The organism is Pedobacter hartonius (assembly GCF_900107535.1).
GTDB classification, from domain to species: Bacteria; Bacteroidota; Bacteroidia; order Sphingobacteriales; family Sphingobacteriaceae; genus Pedobacter; species Pedobacter hartonius.
In genome coordinates, this window is the sequence record NZ_FNRA01000003.1 from 502,567 (window position 1) to 521,314 (window position 18,748).

At 42.6% G+C, this 18,748-nt stretch carries 20 protein-coding genes; 10 read left to right on the forward strand and 10 right to left on the reverse strand.

Annotated elements, in window-relative coordinates; genetic code table 11:
* Positions 1–19 precede the first annotated feature (19 nt).
* On the forward strand, positions 20–2,740 hold the full coding sequence (locus BLW16_RS08260) for an outer membrane beta-barrel protein (RefSeq protein WP_175470517.1): 2,721 nt from the start codon (positions 20–22) through the stop codon (positions 2,738–2,740).
* A gap of 30 nt (positions 2,741–2,770) precedes the next feature.
* On the opposite strand, the gene BLW16_RS08265 is transcribed toward BLW16_RS08260, so the two are convergent.
* Together BLW16_RS08265 and BLW16_RS08270 are read right to left on the reverse strand one after the other, a co-directional pair.
* Positions 2,771–3,337 (reverse strand): dihydrofolate reductase family protein, encoded by a 567-nt coding sequence (locus BLW16_RS08265; RefSeq protein WP_090556068.1) that lies wholly within the window; start codon positions 3,335–3,337, stop codon positions 2,771–2,773.
* Between the two features lie 35 nt (positions 3,338–3,372).
* Positions 3,373–3,759 carry a VOC family protein gene (locus tag BLW16_RS08270; RefSeq protein ID WP_090556069.1) on the reverse strand — a complete coding sequence of 129 codons (387 nt, stop codon included), beginning with the start codon at positions 3,757–3,759 and terminating at the stop codon, positions 3,373–3,375.
* 284 nt (positions 3,760–4,043) lie between these two features.
* Here BLW16_RS08270 and BLW16_RS08275 point away from each other — a divergent pair, with 284 nt between their 5' ends.
* The 4 genes from BLW16_RS08275 (at position 4,044) to BLW16_RS08290 (ending at position 7,422) form a co-directional block, all read left to right on the forward strand.
* The gene (locus BLW16_RS08275; RefSeq protein ID WP_090556070.1) at positions 4,044–4,958 is read left to right on the forward strand and encodes a peroxiredoxin family protein; all 915 of its coding nucleotides are present in this window, start codon (positions 4,044–4,046) and stop codon (positions 4,956–4,958) included.
* 15 nt (positions 4,959–4,973) lie between these two features.
* Positions 4,974–5,717: a helix-turn-helix domain-containing protein gene (locus BLW16_RS08280; RefSeq protein ID WP_090556071.1), complete on the forward strand. Its 744-nt coding sequence runs from the start codon at positions 4,974–4,976 to the stop codon at positions 5,715–5,717.
* A gap of 29 nt (positions 5,718–5,746) precedes the next feature.
* Positions 5,747–6,916 (forward strand): FAD-dependent oxidoreductase, encoded by a 1,170-nt coding sequence (locus tag BLW16_RS08285; protein WP_090556072.1) that lies wholly within the window; start codon positions 5,747–5,749, stop codon positions 6,914–6,916.
* A gap of 101 nt (positions 6,917–7,017) precedes the next feature.
* Positions 7,018–7,422 carry a DoxX family protein gene (locus BLW16_RS08290; protein WP_090556073.1) on the forward strand — a complete coding sequence of 135 codons (405 nt, stop codon included), beginning with the start codon at positions 7,018–7,020 and terminating at the stop codon, positions 7,420–7,422.
* Between the two features lie 103 nt (positions 7,423–7,525).
* Here BLW16_RS08290 and BLW16_RS08295 read toward each other — a convergent pair whose 3' ends face one another.
* Complete coding sequence (locus tag BLW16_RS08295) at positions 7,526–7,993, reverse strand: helix-turn-helix domain-containing protein (protein ID WP_090556074.1); 468 nt, start codon at positions 7,991–7,993, stop codon at positions 7,526–7,528.
* 191 nt (positions 7,994–8,184) lie between these two features.
* Here BLW16_RS08295 and BLW16_RS08300 point away from each other — a divergent pair, with 191 nt between their 5' ends.
* The gene (locus BLW16_RS08300; RefSeq protein ID WP_245735176.1) at positions 8,185–8,796 is read left to right on the forward strand and encodes a JAB domain-containing protein; all 612 of its coding nucleotides are present in this window, start codon (positions 8,185–8,187) and stop codon (positions 8,794–8,796) included.
* A 38-nt stretch (positions 8,797–8,834) separates the two neighbouring features.
* On the opposite strand, the gene BLW16_RS08305 is transcribed toward BLW16_RS08300, so the two are convergent.
* Genes BLW16_RS08305 through BLW16_RS08315 form a run of 3 tightly spaced genes read right to left on the reverse strand, consistent with a single transcriptional unit; the run spans position 8,835 to position 10,560 of the window.
* Entirely contained in the window at positions 8,835–9,467 is a 633-nt protein-coding gene (locus tag BLW16_RS08305; protein WP_090556075.1) for a DUF6266 family protein, read from the reverse strand.
* 11 nt (positions 9,468–9,478) lie between these two features.
* Positions 9,479–9,988 carry a hypothetical protein gene (locus BLW16_RS08310; protein ID WP_090556076.1) on the reverse strand — a complete coding sequence of 170 codons (510 nt, stop codon included), beginning with the start codon at positions 9,986–9,988 and terminating at the stop codon, positions 9,479–9,481.
* Positions 9,985–10,560 carry a C40 family peptidase gene (locus tag BLW16_RS08315; protein ID WP_245735177.1) on the reverse strand — a complete coding sequence of 192 codons (576 nt, stop codon included), beginning with the start codon at positions 10,558–10,560 and terminating at the stop codon, positions 9,985–9,987. Before BLW16_RS08315 ends, BLW16_RS08310 begins: the two co-directional genes overlap by 4 nt.
* Before the next feature lie 27 nt (positions 10,561–10,587).
* Between BLW16_RS08315 and BLW16_RS23220 the strand changes: the two genes are divergently transcribed.
* Complete coding sequence (locus tag BLW16_RS23220) at positions 10,588–10,806, forward strand: hypothetical protein (RefSeq protein ID WP_175470518.1); 219 nt, start codon at positions 10,588–10,590, stop codon at positions 10,804–10,806.
* A 169-nt stretch (positions 10,807–10,975) separates the two neighbouring features.
* On the opposite strand, the gene BLW16_RS08325 is transcribed toward BLW16_RS23220, so the two are convergent.
* The 4 genes from BLW16_RS08325 to BLW16_RS08340 all read right to left on the reverse strand — a co-directional run bounded on the left by BLW16_RS08325 (position 10,976) and on the right by BLW16_RS08340 (position 13,575).
* The gene (locus BLW16_RS08325) at positions 10,976–11,635 is read right to left on the reverse strand and encodes a DUF6266 family protein (RefSeq protein WP_090556077.1); all 660 of its coding nucleotides are present in this window, start codon (positions 11,633–11,635) and stop codon (positions 10,976–10,978) included.
* A gap of 249 nt (positions 11,636–11,884) precedes the next feature.
* Positions 11,885–12,208, reverse strand: coding sequence for a helix-turn-helix domain-containing protein (locus tag BLW16_RS08330; protein WP_090556078.1), 324 nt, complete (start codon positions 12,206–12,208; stop codon positions 11,885–11,887).
* Between the two features lie 209 nt (positions 12,209–12,417).
* Positions 12,418–13,053 (reverse strand): DUF6266 family protein, encoded by a 636-nt coding sequence (locus tag BLW16_RS08335; protein ID WP_090556079.1) that lies wholly within the window; start codon positions 13,051–13,053, stop codon positions 12,418–12,420.
* Positions 13,054–13,305: 252 nt separating this feature from the next.
* Positions 13,306–13,575 (reverse strand): helix-turn-helix domain-containing protein, encoded by a 270-nt coding sequence (locus BLW16_RS08340; protein WP_090556080.1) that lies wholly within the window; start codon positions 13,573–13,575, stop codon positions 13,306–13,308.
* A gap of 81 nt (positions 13,576–13,656) precedes the next feature.
* Between BLW16_RS08340 and dinB the strand changes: the two genes are divergently transcribed.
* Genes dinB through BLW16_RS08355 form a run of 3 tightly spaced genes read left to right on the forward strand, consistent with a single transcriptional unit; the run spans position 13,657 to position 18,428 of the window.
* Complete coding sequence (gene dinB, locus BLW16_RS08345) at positions 13,657–14,814, forward strand: DNA polymerase IV (protein ID WP_090556081.1); 1,158 nt, start codon at positions 13,657–13,659, stop codon at positions 14,812–14,814.
* A 1-nt stretch (position 14,815) separates the two neighbouring features.
* Complete coding sequence (locus tag BLW16_RS08350) at positions 14,816–17,887, forward strand: DNA polymerase III subunit alpha (protein ID WP_090556082.1); 3,072 nt, start codon at positions 14,816–14,818, stop codon at positions 17,885–17,887.
* A gap of 43 nt (positions 17,888–17,930) precedes the next feature.
* The gene (locus tag BLW16_RS08355) at positions 17,931–18,428 is read left to right on the forward strand and encodes a hypothetical protein (protein ID WP_090556083.1); all 498 of its coding nucleotides are present in this window, start codon (positions 17,931–17,933) and stop codon (positions 18,426–18,428) included.
* Positions 18,429–18,748: the final 320 nt, after the last annotated feature.

Sequence of the window (18,748 nt, forward strand, 5' to 3'; positions counted from 1 at the left end):
AGCCCTAACTTATCATTTGATGCGTATAAGCATTGTTTTAACTTTAATCAGCCTGATCACTTTTCAAATACTATTAGCCGGTCCGGTTAAGGGGCAGGACATTTTAACAAACAAAGTAACGATGGGCCTTCATAACGAGAGTTTGGCCTCCGGTCTTAAAAAAATAGAGGCACAAAGCCCGTTGCGGTTTTATTACCGTAAAACGGATATAAATAACCTGGGAGTGATCAGCATGCCCGTTCGCACCAGAACGCTGGAGCAGACGCTACAGGAGCTGCTGCTGCATACCTCTATATCTTTCAGGTTGATAGAAAATAACATCTTACTGGAATTAACGGCTACGCAGGATGCGCTTACGCTTAAAGGCAGGGTGATCGATAACCATCAGAAACCCCTGGAATTTGCTACGGTAAGTATTCATAAAATTATTGATAGCGGGCCGGCTACTGCCGGAAAGCCAGACAGCAGCAAACAAATTGTCCAGCAGCAATTGACAGGCCAGGATGGATCATTTACCTTTTCTGCAGCGGAAGGAACCTACCAGCTTACCATTAGTTATTTGGGGAGTACGCTTTATCAAAGTGAACCTATCAGACTAACGGCCGACGAAGATCTTGGTATTTTAAATGTGCAACCGGTCGATCAGCATCTGCAGGAAGTTGTTATCCGCTCAACAAAACAGCCTTTATTGCAAACCGACGGCAGGAAACTGATCTACAATGTAGAAAGCAGTATCACAGCACAGGGCACAAATGTACTTGAAGCCTTAAAAAAAGCTCCCGGAATTATCGTCAGCCAGGACAACTCCATTACGCTAAACGGAACAAACGGAACACTTGTCTTGATAAACGGCCGGCAAACCTATCTTCAGGCTGAAGAATTAGCACAGCTGCTGATCTCCATGCCATCCTCCGGTGTTAAAAATATAGAGATCATCAAAAATCCTTCTGCAGAATATGATGCTGCAGGAACGGGTGGCATTATCAACATCGTATTGAAAAAATCTGCCGCAGAAGGTTTCAACGGAAGCGTCAATGCCGGTGTAGCCTATGGTAAAACCTTAAAGCAAAATACCAATCTGAACCTCAATTACCGTAAAGGCAAAATGAATCTTTTTGGAAGTTATAACCACAACTTCGGTCATTATGCCATGGATTATGATAATGACCGCACAACGAATGGTAAGATTTATCTGAATGCCAATCACGATGTTGACATGCAGCATCGTATTGGGTCAACTGTAGGGGCTGATTATACCATTGATACCACAAAGATCATCGGGATCGTATTCAATGGCAATTTTGCCGCCGGTGGTGGTTTGATCACGCCTCTGACGAATATCTTTGATCAGCCAACCGGGCAACTGCTGCAAACCCTTAAAAGCCAGAGCAGCTACCCAATCCAAATGGCCAACCGCTATAACGCTAACCTGAATTACCGCTACAAAGGTGCCAATAGCACCACACTGACCATAGATGCCGATTTTGGATACTTTGACGCCAATACAGATAACCTGAGCACAAACACTTTTTATTCGCCCGCGGGAGAATTTCAATCCTCCAACAATTTCCTTGTGTCAAACAGCAGGGACATTAAGTTATTTGCAGTCAAAGCAGACTATGGTTTTAACCTGGCAAAAGGCAGAGTCTCTACAGGCGTCAAATTCTCTGATGTGAATGCCAACAATGTATTTAATCAGTATGATGCCAATGGCAGCGTTAATATATTGGACGTCAATTTATCGAATACCTTCAAATACCAGGAACAAATCACTGCCGGGTATCTGAAGTATGAAGCGCCTATCAGTACCAACATCAGTTTTGATCTTGGTTTAAGATTGGAAAACACACATTCTGACGGAGATCTGCAACCACGCGGGGGCAGCAGTCAGCTTCCCACTTCTGTACTGAGAGATTATCTAAACCTTTTTCCAACCGCGGGGATTAACTTTAAGACGGAACAATCGGGCACCTTTAACCTGAGTTTCGCCCGTCGTATTGACCGCCCGGCTTATAACAACCTGAACCCTTTTTCCTATCCTGTGGATGAACTTTCTTACTGGAAAGGCAATCCATTCCTCAAGCCTCAGTATGCGAACAGCATTTCCTTACTGTATACTTATAAAAACAGCACCATATCTGCAGGGTATACCCATACAAGTGATCTGAGCAGCGGCGTAACGGAACTTTTAGATAACGACAGGATCATCATGGTACCAAGAAATATCGGTTTTCAGGATAACTTTAACCTGACAGTTACCCAGCAGCTCAGCTTAACCAGCTGGTGGAACCTGAGCGTCACAGGGATAGGCTATCATTTAACGAACAAAGTGGGGACTGTTGAATATGGCAATTACCTACCAAGTCGTTTCTCAGGGACCATCAATGCCCAGCAAACTTTTACCCTGCCCGGTCATATCACTGCAGAGGCGGCCGCTATCTATAACACCGGATATATTGCCGGTTTAAATACACGTGTAAAAGGTAATTCTCAGATCGATCTGGGCATTCAGCGTAATTTACTGCATGATAAAGCCACCCTTAAACTGGCGGCTACTGATTTGTTCAAAGCAAACCGGTTTAACACTGACAGCCAGCTGAACAATTTACTACTGCATACCACTTATGTGGGCGAATCACGCCAGATAAGGTTGAATTTCAGTTACAGGTTTGGCAATAGCAGGGTAAAATCACAGGAAAATCATGAATCCGGCTTAAAGAATGAAAGCCAGAGATTGTAGCAAAGTATAGAGCCACCCGGCTCAGGCCTGTCAGACCTGAGCCGGATGGCTCAAATACCGCAGTGCCACGCAACCGGAACTCAGCGTTTCTGAGGCAATCAGTTTTAAACCGAGATTTTCCGGTAAGTTCATTTCGGTAAATAAACGCCTCCCCTGTCCAACGATCAGCGGGTGCACTACCATATGGAATTCATCAATCAATCCCCATTCAATCAATTGGACCGGTAATTCTACGCCTCCCGTGGAGATCGCTGTACCGGGCTGCTGTTTCAGTTTAATGATCTCTTCCCGCAGGTTATCGCGAATAATGGTTGTTCGTTCGTTGTCTACGCTGTCTATGGTTTTTGAAACCACAATGCACTTCAGGTTGTCAAACACCCTTGCAAAAGCATTTGCCGTCTCATCCATGGATTGCGTCAGGGCGATCTCCGGCCAGAAAGGTACCATCAGTTCATAGGTTTTCCGCCCGTAAATGACCGTGTCAACACCTTCCAGCAGTTTCCGGAAATAGTCCTGGATGTCATCTGCACCACTGAATCTGGTATGATCGCAGCAACCATCCAAACTAATGTTGATACCATAAATAAGCTTTCTCATCGATCAGGTCTGGTAATTTCTACTGTCAACAGCATTTACATATAAAACACGTTAAACTTATGCCCGTCGGGGTCGGCAAATACGCAACCGTAATACCCTTCTCCAAACTCTTTGGGTTTTGATACTATTTTTCCACCAGCATTCAGGACTGCTGCTTCCCAATCGTTCACTTCATCCCTGCTTTCTGCTGAAAGGGTAAATATAATTTCATTTGCAACATGTGCGTCCGAGATTTCAATCTCCAGATTGGCTTTCAGCTTGTCTTCAAGGAAAAAGTGCATCACAAAGTTATGCTCACCTATAAGAAAGCTTGTCAGGTCTTCAGATCGCCCGTTAGGCTTAAATCCGAGTCCGGTGTAAAATTTTGTTGTTCTGTCAAGGTCATTTACCGTGAAATTTGACCATATCTTTTTCGGGTTCATATCTGCCGTTTGTGGTTAAACTGGTACTAATATACCGGGTTACAGCACAACAGCTGCGGTGCAGATGCGACAATAAACGGGCAATTTGCGACTTTTTTTTAAAGCTACTTCTTTCATTTTTCTTAACAGTTCGCCATCTTCTGCTCTCTAAAAATCGTGCTGTTCAGGTATTCCCTGTCTTTCCGGCATTAGAGATTATAGCCGGGAGACCAGGCTTTAACGTTATTTAATAACTGATAATCAGTTGTATTGCTTAATTTACCAGTGAATTAGAACCAATTATCATGACCTGTAAACTTATTAAGCTATTTATTTGCCTTGCGTTTATTCTGACCGGTTTACAGGCGAAAGCGAAGGATGATATTCTTCAAAATACAATTGATAAACTTGAAAGCTATAAAAATTTTAGCTTTCAATATGTCTATAAACAGAAGGAGGTATTTGCTGATACCTTAATAATAAATAAAAAAATTGTCTTTTTAAAGACACCAGAAAATAAGGAAACTGGTTATTTATTTAGAAATGAGTTTCAATACGATGGCATGAAAGTTCCTACGGTAGAGTTGTACAATGGAAAAAATTTAATCTCATTACACCCCGCCGATAGTACTTATTACACTAATAATAGACAAGCAATGACTTTTGCTATGTCATTGCTTGGTGGATTACACTGGATAAAAACCATCTCAGAGAAAAATCCCGCACAACTTGTACAATCAGCTGATACTATTATTAATTCAATTAATAGCTATCATTTGATCCTTAATGTTAGGGACACAATCATTAACAAAGATCATTTATATGTACGCAATCATCTGTTTATCGATAAGGCAACGGGGTTGCCGGTTAGCAGAATGACCCGGTCAAGGACAGCTGATTTTGGCAAAGAAGTGGTAAACTATTACACAGAGGAAAGCTTTTTCAATTACAAGATTGATCAGGAAAATATCAACACAGCTTATTTTGCCATTCCTGAAGGTTTTCATCCGCCTAAAGCAAAACCTGTTGATGAGCAGACCGTTTTATTGGCGCCTGGCACCATCGCGCCTGACTGGACCTTATACGATACTGATAATAAAAAAACCTCCTCATCACAGCTGAAAGGTAAAATTGTATTGCTGGATTTTTTCTTTGTTGGCCGCGGCCCTTGTATGAAGACCTTGGTACCTTTGGATAACCTTCCATTTGTTCAAATTTAAGGATTTTAAGATGTTATGGAGTATAAGGCAATAAACCCCGGCCCTTCACTTTCCGATTTTGTGGAAAGCTTCTGGATGCTGTCAGCAGATAATGAGCAGGATAAAGATATTGTTATATTACCGGACGGGCGTATCGATGTGATTTTCTCCTGGTCTGACAGAGAGCCACTTCATGTGATGCTGATGTCTCTGGATCTGAAAGCCTCTTATGAAACCCTGCCTGCAGGAATCATGATGTTTGCGGTAAGTTTAAAGCTGCCCGCGCTGGAATATATTCTGGATACGCTAAGTATGACCCCGGAACAGCCTATCCCCCTGCCTGATCACTTCTGGGGTGTCAGCGCAGCTGATTTGGATGACTTTGACAGCTTTGTAGATCGTATATCAACGGCAATGCTTGCCACATTGCAAACAAAAAAGATAGATTCGAGAAAGAAAAAACTATTCGATCTAATTTACGACACAAAGGGTTCCATGACCGTGGCAGCCTTGTCTGAACAATCATGCTGGTCTGCCCGGCAGATCAACCGCTACTTTAATGAACGTGTAGGGATCTCACTAAAAGAATACTGCGGTATATTAAGGTTCCGTGCTTCCTTTCTGCATCTTAAGGAAGGCCGGTTGTTCCCGGAAGAGAACTTTGCCGACCAGGCCCATTTTATCAAATCCATAAAAAAGCTTTCCGGTGTAACACCAAAAGAACTCAGCAAAAATAAAAACGACCGATTTATACAATTTTCGGCAATGCCGAAGGAGTAATATTGCATGATCATTTTAAACATTGAATTATGTTATTACAGGATAAAAAGGTTGCAATTGCAGGTGGCGGCCCGGGAGGGCTCACGCTGGCAAGACTTTTACAGCTGAAAGGTGCAAATGTGAAAGTATATGAACGGGATGTAAACCGTCAGGTGCGCGTGCAGGGTGCCACGCTGGACCTTCATTATGAGTCAGGCCTGAAAGCCCTGCGGGAAGCCGGTCTGATGGAGACCTTTAAGCTTGCTTACCGCCCCGGAGCAGATCGGATCCGTGTAACGGATGAACATGCGAGAGTTTATTTCGATCAGCATGGAGAGGAATCTAATGATGATTTCGGTGATCCATGGTTCAGGCCAGAGATTGACCGCGGGCCACTGCGGGAGCTTTTACTGGATTCTTTACAGCCAGGCACGGTCATCTGGGACAGCTATATTACTGGTATGGAAAAAAATGGCGAAGGATGGATCCTGAACTTTCATAACGGTAATTCAGCAGAAGCGGATATCGTGATCGCCGCAGATGGGGCAAACTCTAAAATCAGGCCGCTGATCACGCCCATTAAGCCTTTCTATTCCGGAATTACTGTTGTTGAGGGGAACATCTATGATGCTGACAGGAATGCACCACACCTGGCGGTCTTACTAAAGGGTGGTAAAATATTTGCCTTTGGTAATTCCAGGACTATCATCCTGAGTTCCAAGGGGGATGGCAGCATCGCGTTTTATACCGGTTTTAATACAGGTACCGCTGCAGCAAAAGCATCTGCCATAAACATCAAAGAGCACCTGCAGGTCCTGGAATGGTTTAAGGAGGAGTACCATAGCTGGGATACTGTCTGGAATGAGCTATTTGAACATCCGGGAACTTCTTTTACAGTACGGCCTTTGTATTGTATGCCCCTTGATCAGGCCTGGCCGGCGCAACACAACATTACCATGCTCGGAGATGCCGCACACTTAATGCCTCCTTATGCAGGTGAAGGCGTGAATATGGCTATGCTGGATGCACTGGAACTGAGTGAAGTGCTGACAGGAAATTCGTTTACAGATACATTGCCGGCCATTGCCCATTACGAACAGCAGATGCTGAAAAGATTCACTGAAGTTGCGGGTATTACATTGGATAATACCTCCTGGATGCATTCTCCTGAGGGCTTGAAAAAGATGCTGGAAATGTTTAATCCTACAAATTATCAGTAGCCAATAGGATGTGGAAAGGAATTTAAGCTGATAAAAAAATGCAACCCATTTGCTAACATATAGGTTGTCATAACAATCAATGAAATTCAAACTCAAAGACAGTGAAAGAAAAAAATATAAAAAAAGCTGCCAGAATTGCCTTGGGGGCAAACCTGGTATTCGCCGGAATAAGTCACCTTACATTTGCAAGAAGAGCCTTCAGGGCACAGGTACCTGACTTTGTACCGCTTAAAAAGGATGACACCGTAGTCTATTCAGGCTTTGTTGAAATTGCCATGGGGACCGCACTTATATTCACTCCCGACAAATATGCCGAAAGAGTAGGCCAGATAGCGGCAAGCTTCTTTACTGCTGTTCTTCCGGGTAATGTTTCGCAGATGACGCACAGAAGAAATGCATTCGGTCTGAATACAGATAAAAAAAGGTTTTTCCGCCTATTTTTCCAACCGGTACTGGTTTATTGGGCGCTTAAGAGTACCTCACCGGTTAAGCCTAAGCTTAAATAATTTTGAATATTTGTGCGGATAGTAAATTTCACATGGAGTTAAGCCCGGATAGAACCGGAGCTTAACTATTGCATCGTATGCCTTGCTGATCTCCATAGAATGCTCAATCTTTTGATTTCGATAGCTCTACCTTGTCTCGTTCACTTTGCAATAATCGTTCGTAAAGCAGTTTGTTTGCCTCATAAAGTGATTTCAGTTCATCAACAGTTTCAAGCAACTTATCCAGAGGATTGAAAGTACATTCATAATAAGAACCGGAATTAGAATGCCCGGAGTTAATTTGCCCTGCACCTTGATTTGAACCTTCATAATTGTGCTGAATATTATAAATAGCAGCTTGTTCGTCAAAATTTCTGATTGCGTCTTCAGGAACTTTTAAAAATGTTGCTATTTCAGCCAAAACCTCTTCTTCTATCTTTTCTTTCGACTCCAAAAGTGAAACCTTTTTTTGGCTCCATTCCTCGCCCAGGCCGTAAGCAAGGGCTTGTTGATTATAACCTAACATTTCGCGGAAACGGCGCACATTTTTACCTTCATGTATCATAGTTTTGATGTTTTTAGTTGTGTCCATATTGATTCAATTAAGTTTCCAAATGTAACACAATTACCTAATATGAGAAATAAAATAAATATAATATTAACATATAATCGTTTAAATTATTTTAAACTCTTAAATATTCCTTTTTATAGATGAAATAGTCAGTTCAAGAATGGTTTAGAAATGGTAAAACTAGTCACTTTGAGGAAATAAATTAAATCAAAATGAAGCAGAAGATAGAATTACTACACAGCGAAAGACCAATATTACAAAGCGACCGGCAAATGCCTTTACTTTCAAAAGGTAAATCATCCGGAATAAATGATCATGTATTTATGCATCCGTCAAGCCATCAAAGAAAAATGAAATCAATCGCCTCTCCATTGTCAAAAATACCTCAGATTACATTAAGCTACCGCCCAAGAGTAAAGGCTTCAGATCGGGTTACGGTTCACGGTTCTGAAGACGTATACAAAATACTGAAGAAAAACTGGGACCCAAATACGATAGAATTACAGGAGCAGTTCAAAATTTTACTGCTGAATGGATGTTCTCAGGTCATTGGACTGGCGGATATCTCTTCAGGCGGGATTTCAAGCACTATTGCCGATTCAAAGCTCATTTTTGCAACTGCACTGAAAGCAGGCACCTTCGGAATAGTAATGGCACATAACCATCCCAGTGGCAAACTTGTAGCCTCCGAGGAGGATATCAGACTTACTAAAAAAATACAGGATGGTGCTCATTTACTGGATATATACCTGTATGATCATATTATAATGACCAAACGAGGTTATCTTTCTATGGCGGACAAAGGTTTAATGAAGAGTGGCTGAAATCCCGGAAGCATCTGTTTACGCTCCCGGGAGGTTAATTAAGACAATGCAATTATTACGTTGTGCACATAACTACTGTTCGATACATCGTCATTAGTGCATGACTTTACAAAAACCCAGCAATGCAAAGCGTCGTTGTATTCAAATGGCACCATTTCGAACTTTACTTTTAGATCTGAACGCTGGCCTGCATAGCCAGAATGAATCACTTCATCTTTAGTTTCGTTGTAAATCAGTAGATAAATTTGATCAGCTGAGTCAGCAAATTGCGGGTCGGGGACATAAATTTCCCATTCTAATTCGCCTGTTCCTGTGGGTTCAAGCCTTAACAACGGGCGTAATACATGATCCCTGCAACCTGAGCTTACCGCTACCGTTGGATAATAAAGACTGACATCTTCCACCATGCTGCCGACAATTGCATATTTTAAAATAATAGCGGTAAGCATGTTTAAACAGGTGTACGGTTTCTTTTTTGAACCTTGTGTAAACCCAATTTGTGCCGCCTCTTTTATTTTAGACGCAAATGAAGTTGCCAGCCCAAATTTAGCCCTGTGCAGGGCCTGCACCTCAGTTGGGTCTTTCAGCAAAGGCTTTCTTATTCTTTTTTTTCCTAACGGAAAACCAATCAAAGACCATCCATATGCCTTCTTTTTATTTTTTCTTTTCATGTTCTTAAAATCTAATAATTGAATTTTTCTGTTATTTTCCGATAGGTAAACCAGCACAGGACAGCCAACATCGCCACACCTGTCAACATCCATTTCCAGGACGGTAAACTTCGTTTGCTTTTTAGGTGCTCATCTGAAATTTGCTTTTTCTTTTCAGACACCCGGCTTTCTGCTTTTCCTTTGTCCTGCTGCTCAATGTTGTACATTCCAGCTGCCAACGTTGCCTTTTTGATATTACCTTCAACCAGGATCTTCTCTGCTTCGCCGCTGAATCCCGCTCCAGGGGAAAAAGTAAAATTGCCTTTAGGCCAGATTTGAATGGCATAGTTCCGGGAGCCGGTATCCTGATAAAAAGCAACGCCCTCAGACTTACTCAACCAATCTTTCTGTTGTATAACCTTCAGCTCTTTCTCTGTTGATGACAGCTGATGTGAATTCTCAATAGCTGTACTGGTATTTTTAAATAAGCTGCATCCGCTAGATAAGATTACCAGTGGCAATCCATACAGAGAGGTTCTCATGGTACTCTCCTTTCCGGACTTACCCAATCTGAAATCCTGTAAATGGTTTTTAAATGCCTTACCCTGCGGTACACCCCATCTCCGTTCCTGCCGCCGTCCAAATTGGTGTTGGCTTCAATGCTGTAACACCACTGGTCATTTAATCTCTCAATAATACCCACATGAGCTATCCGTTTCAGGTCTGGAAAATAAATTCCGATAATATTCGCTGGCAACGCATACCTGGAAAGCCGGGATGAGGGGAAAAGATCCGGAGACCAGCCGGAACGGGGTCTGGCAAAGCCCTCCTGTGCAAACAGCCAACTGATAAAGGCGCTACAGTAAGGCTGGCCTTTTTTCAGGTTTACAACAGACAGATAGGCCTCTACCCTTTTACCGTCATTCTTACCGGTTTTTTCTCGTATTCCAATTTCTGCGATGGCGAGGTCTACCAACCTTATACGGCAGCTCTGTTCTCTAACTACTACATGAATCGCAGTCTTGTTTTGTACTAACAGATGGCACTTAAGCACACCAAAGCCGCCAATAAAAGAAGAGCAAAGGATGCCCAGTAAAAGACGAGTTGTTGCCATAACATTAAAGATTTAAACTGTGAAACCATGGACGATAAAGAGGGAAGGCCCGCAAAAAGCCAATACTGCTGCAACAGCCACCAGCATAAACCGGCAATCATTAAGAAACAGATCAGACTGAGCATGATCAGCAGCCAGATGCTCTGGTCTACCATACCTGCAGTTTCATCCATCATATGTAACCAGCCAGGTGCAAGAAACCAGACCAATAACAGCAGTATTAAAATAATTGCCGGCTGCCATTGAATAAATTTCAGACCACGGCGAATGGGCACGGAGGGTACTTTCGGCAAATTCCTGATCCGATCAGGAATCACCCTTTTTGATAAAATTGTCATATAGTAATATTTTAAAAGATTTAAACAGATTGATTAATTACCCGGCGGGCGATGTGCTCCGCCGGGTGTTTTGGGTTTTAAGGCAGTAATTTATTCTGCCCCAAATTGTCAGTATAGGATACTGACTTACCATCTTCTGAAACAAAAAACAGATAGCCCTGAATAGTGTCACCAGTAAAAATCCGGGGGAACTCTACCGAATAAGTGAGATCACTTCTTCTTGCAGCACCTGAATAAAGGATATATTTTTTCCTGGTGATGCTGTAGAACACAAAATGGGCAAGGTCCGTTGGCAGTGTATTTCCGTAAGCACGGTCTATATTTAGCCAGCTAACTTTAAACGTGGCATCTGCCTGAGAAACAACAGTTGTTGTGATGCCAGTACTAATGTTGCTTATTGGGTTAGGATCGCTAAAGATGACCTTGGTATAATCCAATGCATAATCAGGATACATACCCGTAACGGCATTGTCCAGGTGGTACTTCACTGCGGCGTTCATTTTCGTTTGGTTTGTGGATTCATTCTGAAAACCAATTGAAATTACTTTAGATAAACCACGAAAAAATTTGGTCACCAGTCCAAAGCGTAAACGCTGATCAAGCTGATTAAGTGACGCCAGCTTTGTGGATTTTCTGGGAGTACTTTTTCCCACATTAACATCTTTCCATCTGGAAAGAACTACTTCGCCGATTTTTCCGTTGAAATTTCCGACGATTCCGGGCTTTACAATTGCCATAACTTTAAAATTTAAATTGTTAAAAAATTGATTAATTCAAGTCTTTTCTACCGGTAGTACTGGACTTGTTAAACGAATGTAATACACTAAATAACAATTACATAACAGATTGAGCCAAATGTCTAAACGTGTCCAAACGTGTCTATCGTTTGTCCAGCAAATGGACATATACGGCCAAAATTCAGTGCAAAAGTCGGCCGATAATCACCGGTTCCGGGAAAATTACAAATCGTAGCATGAAGCAAAATATTAGTTGCACCCGCAGCCTTTGTGTTTTGCAAAGCCATTGCTGACAATGTATTCACGCAGGGCATTTTCTTCAAAATAATCCCTACCGCCAATAGTGGTTGGGATGATCTTGCCAGATTGTATCCATCTTCTGAATGTTTTGGTAGAAAAGCAGTACCTACTGGCCGCCTCCTGTATGGACAGAAACCTGGGCGGATGCAATCCCCCCGGTGATGGGATGGTTTGAAGGTTAGAAGTATTAACAGTTAGCTGATTAAGCAATTCTGCGACAGTTGTTAACAATTGAATAAGGGATTCAATTTTTTCCAATATTTTTCTAAGCATTGTACAGAGACATTAACCTGTTATATCCCAATCGCCTGCGCCGTTCACACATTTAATATACCATTAAACCTCTACTTAAAGAAAAATATTTTCAATAATATCAGAAATAATACAATCATAATATCGATAAACAATAATATTAATACAAATATTGTTTAATATTTAAGTAAAATGGTATTAATCTCTAAATTTTGATATGTAACTGAAAGTTACCACATCACCTGCCCCGTATAGGTACAGTTTGAAATACTTTGGTGGTCAGCAGAAATAAAATTCACATATGTTTCTATCCTGACAGTCTCATTGAACCTGGGCAACACTAGCTTTTCTACTCCTTCATTCCTCCTGGCTCCGTTAATTTGAAAGTAGGCATCTCTCTTTTCAGGTATGTAGGCCATTACCATGACACCGTCATTCCATTTTATTCCCCGGGCAGCAAAATCTTTATTCCAGTAAAATTCCAATCCAGTTTCTATGATTCTCACACCTATCTCCGGATCTACCATCATATTGCCCCTGCTGAATTCAACCTTGCTGAAATCGATCTGCTGATCCGGATATACACCTTTAACTGCATTGAATCTGTTAACCGATGTAGCCTTGTTATAAGGACTTAAGAGCGTATTTCTGGTTTCCACATCGAATCCAATTCGTATAAATTCCTTAACCGGCCTCAATAAGGCGGTAACAAGAGATGTCCGCTGTCTGCCCACCATCTGTTTATCAGTAGGCTCATTTAAATTAACTCCAATCAAACGTTTAACCAGTTGTCCTTTTAAATCATAAATAACTGTGTTTCCTATTTTTCCCCGAAAGCCTTCGGTACCCTTTTTAGCTCTTGCCATGATCTTGAATTTTAAATTAACTATATCTTTTAATTTAAGAATTGGACACAGGCCGGCTTTGGTTGTTACACAAATTGTGGTTTACGCTGGTCCGGTTCTGGTTCGTTTTTAATAGGGTGTTGATGGGGGGTTGGTTCGGGTAAATGCCGAAGCAATACCCCTTTGACACCCCCGGAACACGCCCGAAACAAGGCAGCAATCCAAAGCACAACCTAAGCTGTCCTATACTGTAAATAAATTGGCAAAGGAGAGCTAAGTAATGTTGGATATTCGTCCCGGATAGCAATAAACAAGCTCCCGGTCCCCTTCCGGCACATTTCTAAGATCTGCAGAGATGAGAAAGTCAATACTTACCTTAAAGTAAATGGAAATCAGCTTCAGGATATCCAGCGGAGGTTCAGACTTTCCATCCTCATACTTGGCATACCGCCCGCGGCTAATAATCAGTCCGTTAGCCACATGCTGCTGGGAGCATTTTTTCTGCGCCCTCAAATACCGTAAATTTTCTGACAGGATAGACATTGCTAATATTTATAGCATCAAAAATATACATAAATACTAAATATAATAGCAATTTTGTCAAATAAAATATAATTTGATACTATGGAGAGGGCGATTGTACATATGGACCTGGATACGTTTTTCGTATCCTGTGAGAGGCTAACTAATTCACAATTAACAGGTGTACCGCTAATCATTGGTGGTGGCGACCGCGGCGTAGTGGCCTCATGCTCCTATGAGGCAAGGTATTTTGGTGTGAGATCGGCAATGCCCATCAAGATGGCCATGATGCTTTGCCCGCAGGCAAAAGTAATCAAGGGAGATATGGAACTGTATTCAAAATTATCCCATGATGTGACTAAAGTAATCGAGGAAAAGGCCCCGGTGATGGAAAAAGCGAGTATTGATGAGTTTTATCTGGACATCTCCGGGATGGACAAATTTTATGGGGCCTATTCATGGACAAATGAGCTATCACAGTCTGTCACCAAAGAAACAGGCTTGCCCATCAGCTTTGCGCTGTCAGTAAACAAAACCGTATCTAAAATTGCTACCGGGGAGGGCAAGCCTAACGGGAACCTGCAAATCCCTGAACTCATGGTCCGTGAGTTTCTCAACCCGCTCTCTATCCGCAAGATCCCCATGCTGGGCGATGTAACCTTTAACCTGCTGTCCCGCATCGGGATCAGGAACATCCGGACGCTTTCTGAAATGCCTGCGGATGTGCTGCAGCAGATGATCGGAAAAAATGGGCTGGAGCTATGGAAAAAGGCCAATGGGATAGACAATAATCCCGTAGAACCCTACAGGGAACGGAAATCTATATCAAAGGAGCACACTTTTGATCAGGATACGATAGATATCCCCAGGCTGAAATCGCTGATGTTAGGGATGGTAGAAAAGCTGGCTTTCCAGCTGCGCTCCGAGCAATGGCTTACCTCTACGATAACTGTAAAAATAAGATATGCAAACTTTGATACTGAAACCAGGCAATGCAGGGTGCCTTACACATCGGCAGATCATGCACTTAGCAGAGTGGTCATGGACTTGTTCCGGAATCTCTATAAACGGCGGATGCGCCTGCGGTTAGTGGGCATTCAGCTGAGCGGGCTGGTCCGGGGAACGTATCAGATCAACATATTTGAAGACACCGTAGAGATGATGGCCTTGTATCAGGCAATGGACAAAATGAAAGTCAGGTTTGGTGCCGATGCCGTTGTGCGTTGCGCTGGTCTGGATACCAAACCTAAATCGAAATAGCATGTACCTGAACTGCCACTCCTTCCATAGCCTGCGCTATGGCACTATTCCCCTGCCAGAATTAATCGAACAGGCTGTCGCCAACAAAGTTACTGCCATGGCTTTAACAGACGTGAATACGGTTACCGGAATCTATGAGTTTATCAAAGCCTGCTCTGATCTGCAGCTTGAACCAGGAGATCTTCCCATTAAACCCCTGGTTGGAATTGAATTCAGAGATAATCACCGGCTTCGCTATATCGGCCTGGCAAAAAACAAAGACGGCCTTGGCGAGATGAACCGCTTTCTCACCGGGCATAACTTTGACGGTACTCCCCTTCCGCTTTCTGCGCCTTCATTTGAACAGGTAACGGTGATCTATCCAATAGAAAATGTACCTGCTGTTTTGAAGGAAAATGAATATGTGGGCATCCGGCCTGAGCAGTTATTGCTGCTGTACCATGCTAAATGGTCTGCCTTGTTTGATCAGATGGTGGTCCTTCAGCCCGTTACTTTCCGTACTAAAAAGGAGTATAACCTGCACAGAATCCTCCGGGCGATAGATATGAATGTGATCCTTTCAAAACTTACCGAAGATGATTACTGTAAAACGAACGAGTTTATGCAGCCACAGGACAGCCTTCTGGATCGTTACAAAGACTATCCCCAGATTCTGGCGAATACCCAAAAGGTTGTTGAAGAATGCAATTTCAAATTTGATTTTGACACACCCAGGAACAGAAAGTTTTACACACGTGACAAGCAGAGCGATATGGATTTGCTCAGCAGCCTGTCTTATCATGGCCTGAAACAGAAATATGGTACCAATGCTGAAGCAAAGGCGAGGGTAGAAAAAGAACTGAAGGTCATTGGCGAGCTGGAATTCAGCGGTTACTTTCTCATCACCTGGGATATTATCCGGTACAGCAACAGCATGGGGTTCCTGCATATTGGCCGGGGCAGCGGGGCCAACAGTATTGTAAGTTACTGTCTGGGCATTACCGCAATTTGCCCGCTGGAACTGGATCTGTATTTTGAGCGGTTCCTCAACCTGAACCGGAAAAGCCCGCCTGACTTTGATATTGACTGGAGCTGGAAGGAGCGTGACACGATCCTGGAGTACATCTTTAACCGCTATGGTAAGGATCATGTGGCTTTCTGCGGCACCAATGTAGAATTTAAGTACCGGTCTATCCTGAGAGAGGTAGGAAAAGTTTTTGGCCTGCCCAAGGAAGAACTGGATGCTCTGGCCATCAATCCCATGCACCTGCATGATACGAACTCTGTGGTAGATCAGGTACATAAATATGGGCAGATGATGGAGAAGTACCCCAACCAGCGCAGCATGCACTCCTGCGGGATCATTATTTCAGAAGAACCGATCACCAACTTCAGCACGCTGGAGATGCCTCCAAAGGGTTTTCCTATCGTTCAATTTGATATGCATATGGCCGAAGAAATTGGCTTTGAGAAGTTTGACATTCTCAGCCAGCGCGGCATAGGTCATATTGATGAGAGCGTAAGGCTGATTGAGAAAAACCAGGGCCTAAGGGTAGACATCAGGAACAACGCAATTTCTCTCAACGAGGCCAGGTGCAATACTTATCTGGAAAGGGGCAAAACCATCGGCTGTTTCTATATTGAAAGCCCTGCCATGCGGGGATTACTGCGCCGGCTGAAATGTAATGACTACAAAATACTTGTAGCGGCCTCGTCTATTATCCGTCCCGGCGTTGCGCAGAGTGGTATGATGAAGGAATACATTTTCAGGCATAACTACCCTGATCAGTTTGAGTACTTCCATCCGGTATTTAAGGAACAGCTGGGTGAAACTTACGGGATTATGGTTTACCAGGAAGATGTGATCAAGATTGCCCTGTACTATGGCGGCCTGCCCGCAGCAGACGGGGATATTTTGCGCAGGGCCATGAGCGGCAAGGGAAGATCCAAAGCGGCACTGCAAAAGGTGAAGGACAATTTCTTTGCCTCCTGTGAGCAGCAGGGCCATCCGCAAAAGCTAAGCGCTGAGATCTATCGTCAGATTGAATCCTTTGCAGGATACTCTTTCTGTAAAGCGCATTCTGCATCATATGCTGTAGAAAGTTACCAGAGCTTGTACCTTAAGGTACATTTTCCTATTGAGTTCATGGTAGCCGTGATCAATAATCAGGGCGGTTTTTACCGCACTGAGGTATATGTACATGAGGCAAGGATGTGTGGTGCGGTAATCCTGAATCCATGTGTTAACAAAAGTGAATACACCGCTACCTTGTATGGGATCGATGTTTACCTTGGTTTTATGCACCTTGACGGCCTGCAGTCTAAACTGGCGCAGCAGATTATTGAGGAAAGGGAACTGGACGGGCTATACATCTCCCTGGAGGATTTTATTAACCGCGTGCCGATAGGGATTGAGGGTATCCAGATCCTGATTTTTATCGGGGCATTCAGGTTTACCGGGAAAACGAAGAACCAGTTGCTGGTGATCGCCCGTCTGATCCTGCTGAACTTTAAACCGGAGAACCGGGGGCTGATGCTGATCCGGGAGCCCGTCAAGGATTATAAGCTGCCGGTACTGGAACGGTCCATGTTTGAAGATGCATTTGATGAGATTGAGTTGCTCTCCTTCCCTGTCTCCTGCTCTCCTTTTGATTTGCTGCAAACGAAGTTTCGCGGTGATGTAATGGCGAAGGACCTCGTGAGCTATCAAAAGAAACAGGTAAAAATGATCGCTTACCTCATCTCCAGGAAACACGTACCCACCAAAATGGGCGCCATGTTTTTTGGAACCTGGATAGATGCAGAAGGGGAATTGTTTGACACTGCACATTTCACCAACAGTCTAAAGCAATATCCTTTTCAGGGTGGCGGATGCTATTTGTTGCTGGGCAATGTGGAGGTAGATTATCACTTTCCCACGGTCACGGTTGTAAAGATGGCGAAGATGCCTTTCATTCCTGATCCCAGATTTTCCAATTCCGATGAACGGCAGTTTAGGGCACATCAGAATATTAAGGAGGATATAAGTATGACCAACAGGGCCCCTTATCCGCAGGCACAGGATATTAACCTTCCGAGGCAAAAGATGAGCTGAGTATGATAAATATTTGCTATACTTGAAGCAAAATTCAGATACCATGGAACCTACAAACAAAATTGCCGAAATCATCAAAAGTGAAATACTTGCATTACAAAGTTCAGTTGCTGTTAAGCAAAATGAAATGGAATCAGCATATAAAGAAGCGATACAACAAGCCAATAAAGTTAGGAAAGAATCTCAGAAAGATGTGGACAATGACCTGAAAACTATGGAGAGCCTCAGCGCTGCTTTAGTAGCACTAGGCGTTAAAACAGAGAAACCAAAATCCACAGCAAAACAACATCCTTTATTAGTCGTACCTGCGGAATATCATGCTAACTTAACACTGAATGAGAAGATATCTTTTGTACTGAATGAAGCAGAAAAAGAATATTCGAAGGAAGATATAGCAGAAGTTATTGCAGTTTATGATGATACTGATGCTACTAAAGTTGCTACACAAATCGGAGGCGTACTTTCTTCTTTGAAGAGCAAAGGGTTATTGATTGCGAACAAAGATGGAAGAAAGGATTTGTTTACTCTAGTTAAGGAATAACTGATATATATTGTCTATAGTAAGATATATTCTTTCATATTTATATCTAAAGTTAACCATACTTTAGATCTGAATATATCCAGTTAAAAGATAAGTTTATACATATTTACAACAAAATATCAATAACTAAATAATCGATTAATATAAAAACTATAAATATACTGATTTACAATATAATAATCAATTAATATCACTTGTATATTTTGCTTATTTTTGCCTTTTTAACGAACTATACACCTTTATTAGTACCGAAAATATTTATATACATCTAACAATAAAGCACTGCCCTACCCTGCTTATTTGATCGCCATACTCATTTA